Here is a 2,774-nt window from a genome sequence, read left to right as displayed (position 1 = left end):
GCAAGATTTTCAGTGGTCTTCTAGGTCCCTGTGCCCGGCCGTTTCACGTGTGTCCGTCGGTTACCGGTCACCCTTGGACGACCGAACCCCCACCTTCGTTCCTATCGGACGTTCCTATCGGACTCGTGGAGATCGTGCACCGACGGGGGGTACGGGTTACTATCCCGGCCGGAAGTTTCGAGACCTGGACAGTCCGATGTCAAGGTCGCAGCGAATTCGCAATGTGATCTTCCTGTTGGCTTGTGCAGGTCCGCCGCCGGTCAACAAAAGGCGTTTCGCCGGTCCCGCGGATCCCGCCAGGTTCGCCTGTTTCAGTCACCTGAGCTGGCCCGTCAGGTATCGCGTCGGCCGTGGTGACCGTCGCGCCGGCCCGAACATCGCCCGCGGTCGCACAGTCCAACTCATCGTTCGGGTGGCAGGCCGGTTCGTCCACGACGCTGTCGGAGCACCCGCCGGTCGGCTCGCCCGCCGGCTCGACGCCCAGCAATGGTGACGGACGGTGGCCGCCGTGGTGGCCGTGGCCCGCGCGGCGCAACGCCGGGGGGAAGACGCGGGCGCCGGAGCCGTAGGCACCGACCCAGTCGTTCGGATTGGAGATCCGGCAGCGGCGCAGCGACAGACAGCCGCAGCCGATGCAGGCGTCTAGGCCGTCCCGCAGCGCGGTGAGTGCCTCGATCTCCTCGTCCAGCCGGGACCGCCAGCGGCGCGAGATCACCGTCCAGTCCGCCTTGGTAGGGGTGCGGGAGTCGGGGAGCGCGGCCAGCGCCGCGGCGACCTCGTCCAGGCTCAGGCCGACCGCGGTCGCCGCCCGGATGAACGCGAGGCGGCGCAGCACGTGTCGCTCGTAACGCCGCTGTCCGCCGCTGGTGCGGGTAGCGGTCAGCAGGCCCTGTCGCTCGTAGTAACGCAGCGCGGACGGCGCGAAGCCGCTTCGTGCGGACAGGTCGCCGACGGTCATCAGGTCGGTGGGAAGCATGGCCCCAGTGTAGGGAGGTGAAGTTGAGTTCAGGTTTATGTTTTTGCCGAACCTGTGCCGCCGCGGGCCGGTTCCTCCGGCGCACCCGCGGCTGGGGGTGTGCCACCCGGCTGGGGGTGCGGTCGGCCGGCGGGTGGCGATCCGGGTGCACTGTGATCCGTGTTGCAGGGCCCACGCCGGACCGGCCCGGCGGCGCTGCGTGGTGTGTCACACCGGGGTCATGGCCTCGGCGTGCGGTTGCGGTACGGCTGCCCATCCGGTCAGCTGGTGAGCACATCGTGTTCGGGGGAACTCCCGGGGTAGTCATTCGAGGGTCGTGCGGGCGGGCCGGTGCGCCTGGACCGTCCGCGCCGACCCGCCGGGGTGGTCCACACAGGCCCGCGTGCCCGCGCCCGCCATGGCAGGCTGTCCAAGCGATGGACGACACCACGCATCGGCGGTTCAACCCGCTCACCGGTCGCTGGGTCCTGGTCTCCCCGGGCCGTGTGCGCCGCCCGTGGCACGGCGGCCAGGATGCCCCCGTCCTACCGTCGCCAGCCGCCCACGACCCGCACTGCGACCTGTGCCCCGGCAACCGACGCGCCGGTGGCGCCCGTAACCCCGACTACCGCGGCACGTACGTCTTCACCAACGACTTCCCGGCGCTTCGGCCCGCACCGAATCCCACACCTCCCCCCGGTCCCGGCCACATCGTCGAGGATCTCCCGCTCCCGTCCCGGCCTTCGGCGTCGATCTCGCCATCGGCCGCGCCGGCCGGGTCCACCACCGGGTCCGTCCCGGCACCCGGCGTCGTCGCGCGGAAAGCCCTCCTCGCCGCCTCCGACAGCCCCGGCACGTCCGACAGTCCCGCCGCCTCCGGCAGCCTCGGCACGTCTGACAGCCCCGGCACGTCCGACGGAGCCGCCGGGCGGGAAGGTGTCGCTGGCGTCGACCGTGTCGCGCGGGCGGGCGACGTTCCCGCGGTCGATCCCACCGGGTCCGGGCTGCTGCGTAGCGCGCCCGCGCACGGGACCTGCCGGGTCATCTGCTTCGGCCCCGATCACGGCCGGGGACTCGTCGACATGTCCCACGCCGAGGTGCGCGCCGTCGTCGAGACCTGGGCGGCGCAGGACGCCGAGCTCTCCCGCCGGTGGCGTTGGGTGCAGATCTTCGAGAACCGCGGGACGGCGATGGGCGCGTCGAACCTGCATCCGCACGGCCAGGTCTGGGCCTGCGACGCGCTGCCCGACGAAGCCGCCGCCGAGGACACCCACCAGCGCGAGCACTACGCCCGGTCAGGTCGGTCGCTGCTGCTGGACTACATCCGCGCCGAAACGGCCGCCGCCGAACGGATCGTCCTGGACGAGGAGGACTGGCTGGTCGTCGTCCCCTACTGGGCGATGTGGCCGTTCGAGACCCTGCTGCTGCCGCGCCGTCCCGTCACCCGCCTCGCCGAACTGGACGACACCCAGCGCAGCGGTCTCGCCCATGTCCTCGGCCGCCTGCTCACCGGCTACGACGCCCTGTTCGACTACCCGTTCCCGTTCTCCATGGGATGGCACGGCGCCCCCGGCCCGCATCCCACCGTGACCAGGGTCGGCGCAGCGGAGCGCCCCGAGACCGTCTGGCAGCTGCACGCCCATGTCTACCCGCCGCTGCTACGGTCACCGACGATCCGCAAACACGTCGTCGGCTACGAGATGTTCGCCGAGCCCGCACGCGACATGACTCCCGAGGACGCCGCCGGCCGCCTGCGCACGGTGATGTCGTCCTCCTGGGACAGCGCGGTGACCCTGCCACCGTCCGGCCTGACCATGGC

General features: G+C 71.6%; 2 protein-coding genes. One reads left to right on the top strand and one right to left on the bottom strand.

All coding sequences use genetic code 11. The features are described from left to right. Positions 1–199: 199 nt before the first annotated feature. On the bottom strand, positions 200–976 hold the full coding sequence (gene soxR / locus G6R24_RS24640; RefSeq protein WP_476695820.1) for a redox-sensitive transcriptional activator SoxR: 777 nt from the start codon (positions 974–976) through the stop codon (positions 200–202). A 416-nt stretch (positions 977–1,392) separates the two neighbouring features. Here soxR and galT point away from each other — a divergent pair. Next, a partial coding sequence (galT, locus tag G6R24_RS23000) for a galactose-1-phosphate uridylyltransferase (RefSeq protein ID WP_225438834.1) occupies positions 1,393–2,774 on the top strand: 1,382 nt, incomplete at its 3' end.

This window comes from Candidatus Frankia nodulisporulans (genome assembly GCF_902806475.1).
GTDB classification, from domain to species: domain Bacteria; phylum Actinomycetota; class Actinomycetes; order Frankiales; family Frankiaceae; genus Frankia; species Frankia umida.
The sequence above is the reverse complement of the archived record's forward strand: the minus strand, read 5'-3'. Positions and strand labels throughout refer to the sequence as shown.

Excerpts from the sequence above, each read along its gene's own strand:
- soxR (WP_476695820.1), bottom strand. The coding sequence starts at position 976 with ATGCTTCCCACCGACCTGATGACCGTCGGCGACCTGTCCGCACGAAGC.